Annotated in this window: 4 protein-coding genes; 3 read left to right on the top strand and 1 reads right to left on the bottom strand. The window is 52.1% G+C overall.

Going from position 1 to position 2,498, the window contains the following annotated elements:
* Positions 1-994: class I tRNA ligase family protein (locus ACH2EH_RS00130; RefSeq protein ID WP_395137618.1), on the bottom strand; the 994-nt coding region annotated here is incomplete at its 3' end.
* 109 nt (positions 995-1,103) lie between these two features.
* Between ACH2EH_RS00130 and ACH2EH_RS00125 the strand changes: the two genes are divergently transcribed.
* The 3 genes from ACH2EH_RS00125 to ACH2EH_RS00115 all read left to right on the top strand — a co-directional run.
* Complete coding sequence (locus ACH2EH_RS00125; protein ID WP_395137616.1) at positions 1,104-1,274, top strand: hypothetical protein; 171 nt, start codon at positions 1,104-1,106, stop codon at positions 1,272-1,274.
* Positions 1,275-1,647: 373 nt separating this feature from the next.
* Positions 1,648-2,163 carry a hypothetical protein gene (locus ACH2EH_RS00120; protein WP_395137614.1) on the top strand — a complete coding sequence of 172 codons (516 nt, stop codon included), beginning with the start codon at positions 1,648-1,650 and terminating at the stop codon, positions 2,161-2,163.
* A gap of 138 nt (positions 2,164-2,301) precedes the next feature.
* The coding region (locus ACH2EH_RS00115) for a hypothetical protein (protein ID WP_395137612.1) at positions 2,302-2,498 on the top strand (197 nt) is incomplete at its 3' end.

Below are 2,498 nucleotides of genomic sequence, written 5' to 3'. Positions count from 1 at the left end.
GCGCTCCGTTGACCGGATTGGTCGCGTAGGCTCCGGTGAAGACACCGGTCTTCTCTTTCCCCTCCGCTGTGCGGTCCTCGTCAGACTTCTTAGCGGCCTCGGCGGCGTAGGCTTCCACGGCGGCTTTTTGCGCGTCGGTCGTAATCTCAGCGACCAGCGGATGCTCCGGCGAGAGCACCATAAAAGTCGCACCCCAGAGCGTGTCCGGGCGGGTCGTAAAGACCGTGATGCCCCCCCCGCCCCCGTCCGACGGGGGAGCCAGCTTGAACTCCACCTCGGCTCCCTCACTGCGCCCGATCCAGTCGCGCTGCTGGGTTTTCAGGCCCTCCGCCCAGTCAATGCCATCGAGGCCCGCCAGCAGGCGATCCGCGTAGCTGGTGATCCGTAGCTTCCACTGGGGCAGCGGTTTCTTGATCACGGGGCCATCGCAGCGCCAGCACTTGCCGTCCACCACTTCCTCGTTGGCGAGAACCGTGCTCTCATTGACACACCAGTTCACCGGGGCAGCATCGCGATACGCTAGCCCTTTTTCGTAGAGCTTCAAAAACATCCACTGGTTCCAGCGGTAGTAGCTCGGGTCGGTGGAGTTGATCTCACGGTCCCAGTCGTAGCTGACCCCGAGGATATTGAGCTGCTTCTTGTAGACCTCAGCCAGCGTCGGCACCACGGTGCGCGGGTTGACGCCGCGCTTGATCGCGTCTTGTTCGGCGGGCTGTCCGAAGGCATCCCAGCCCATGGGGTTGAGCACATTAAAGCCCTGCATCGCCTTGAAGCGGGCCACGACATCGCCGGGGACATAGTTCTTGCAGTGCCCGACATGCAGGCCGGAGCCCGACGGATAGGGGAACATCACGAGCACGTAGTACTTCGGCTTGCTCGTGTCTTGCGTGGCCTTGTGCACCTTTGCGTCGGCCCAGCGCCCCTGCCACTTCTTCTCAATCTCGCGGAACGGGTAGCGCCCGCCACCGCTTTCGTCAATTACAGCTTCGCTCATAGTCGTGTCCCCAAAGTATACCGCCTCTGTCGCCAGGGAGAGCTTACGTGCTAAAATAGAGGAGGGAGGAAGTCACACATGGCTGCTTATTTATGGCACGACCTACAAAATGCTTCGTGCTCGCCGCCCGGATATTCGCAAGGGGGCACTCTGGGGTGCGGCCAGTATTTTGAGCGAGGCGACGATTCAGACCACCAACTACCAGAGCGCTCTGGATCACGAGCACACCCTGCACGAAATCAACAGCGGACATCACGACGGCATCAGCCACGACGGATAAGCCGCTAACGGGGCGGATGAATCTGCCCTTGCTAGTGCGCTAGCTGCGATCCCCGGTACCTTGGCTCGTTCGTGTTTTCGGCACAGTGGATACTATCCTCCTAATTTGACGAAGTCTGTACCCGCCCCAGCGTTTCGGTAGCAACTTTGCCTCAACCGAACTTCTAGGCTTAATTTTCTTTTTGATTTTTTGATTTCGTCTTGACAGCGAAAAAATCCCAGGATAGAATTTTCGTGTTAGGAGACAATTGGGTCTCCACCGATCACGAATTGAAGTTCCAAATAAAAGTGTCGGACGGGCTACAGTGCCCATCTCTCCAGGCCGAAAGGCCATCTCTCCAGGACAAAAGGCCATCTCTCCAGGACAAAACAATATGAAAAATTTAAAATTCAAGATCAGTTTAATTCTAGCGGTAACTTTTGTTTCCGCTCTGCCAGCCATTGCTGATGCAGATGGTCACGTAACGATGAATTCTATTGTGGGATATGGCAATCTCACACCTACCCGATGGTTTGATGAGGGATCAGGTACTCCGCCAAGTGGTTCAAGCAAATCTCGTCAAGCTAGATCAGGTCTACAGAATTCAGGTTCGGGTGGAGCCCATGCAGTTATAACCAATAATACAGGGGCAAATTACACACTGAATGCACCCCCAACTATGTTTTATAGCGTAGATGGAAGTTCAAACCAATATTATGCTAATTCGTCCTCATCCGTGATCCTCGATGGGGTTGAAGCAAAGGGTATGTGCAACGGTCCTTTTGGTTTCTATGGCACAGGAGGAAATACTAACCAGCAGCTCAGTTTTTGGGGTTCAGGCAGCGCGACGATTCTTGATGGTGATTCTATACAAAAAGATGGTATACGGTCTATTTTTGTTCATGGATAGATCATTTTAATGCGAATATAGCTGATAACTGAATCAGTTTAACAACACTGTCCCTAAACAATCACTCACTATCAATTTTGGTATGTCTCTAGGGACAGTATCCATAATCAGCAATCACCTAGAAAGTCCACGAATATCATGGAATATCTTCCCTTACCTCAAATCATTTCTACAGTTTTATTGCTCAATCAAAACTCTATACCTAAACCCGTGTCAATACCTGAAAAGGTTAACCGTATTTCAATTTATCCATCCGAGGCGTTTTTTGAGGAATGTCTTAAAAACATTTCAAAATCGACCAAGAAATGTGTTATTTGTCCTCCATTAGAAACTAT

It is taken from the genome of Armatimonas sp., from assembly GCF_043760365.1.
In the GTDB taxonomy this organism is placed as follows: domain Bacteria; phylum Armatimonadota; class Armatimonadia; order Armatimonadales; family Armatimonadaceae; genus Armatimonas.
The sequence above is the reverse complement of the archived record's forward strand: the minus strand, read 5'-3'. Positions and strand labels throughout refer to the sequence as shown.

Excerpts from the sequence above, each read along its gene's own strand:
- ACH2EH_RS00125 (WP_395137616.1), top strand. The coding sequence starts at position 1,104 with ATGCTTCGTGCTCGCCGCCCGGATATTCGCAAGGGGGCACTCTGGGGT.
- ACH2EH_RS00120 (WP_395137614.1), top strand. The coding sequence starts at position 1,648 with ATGAAAAATTTAAAATTCAAGATCAGTTTAATTCTAGCGGTAACTTTT.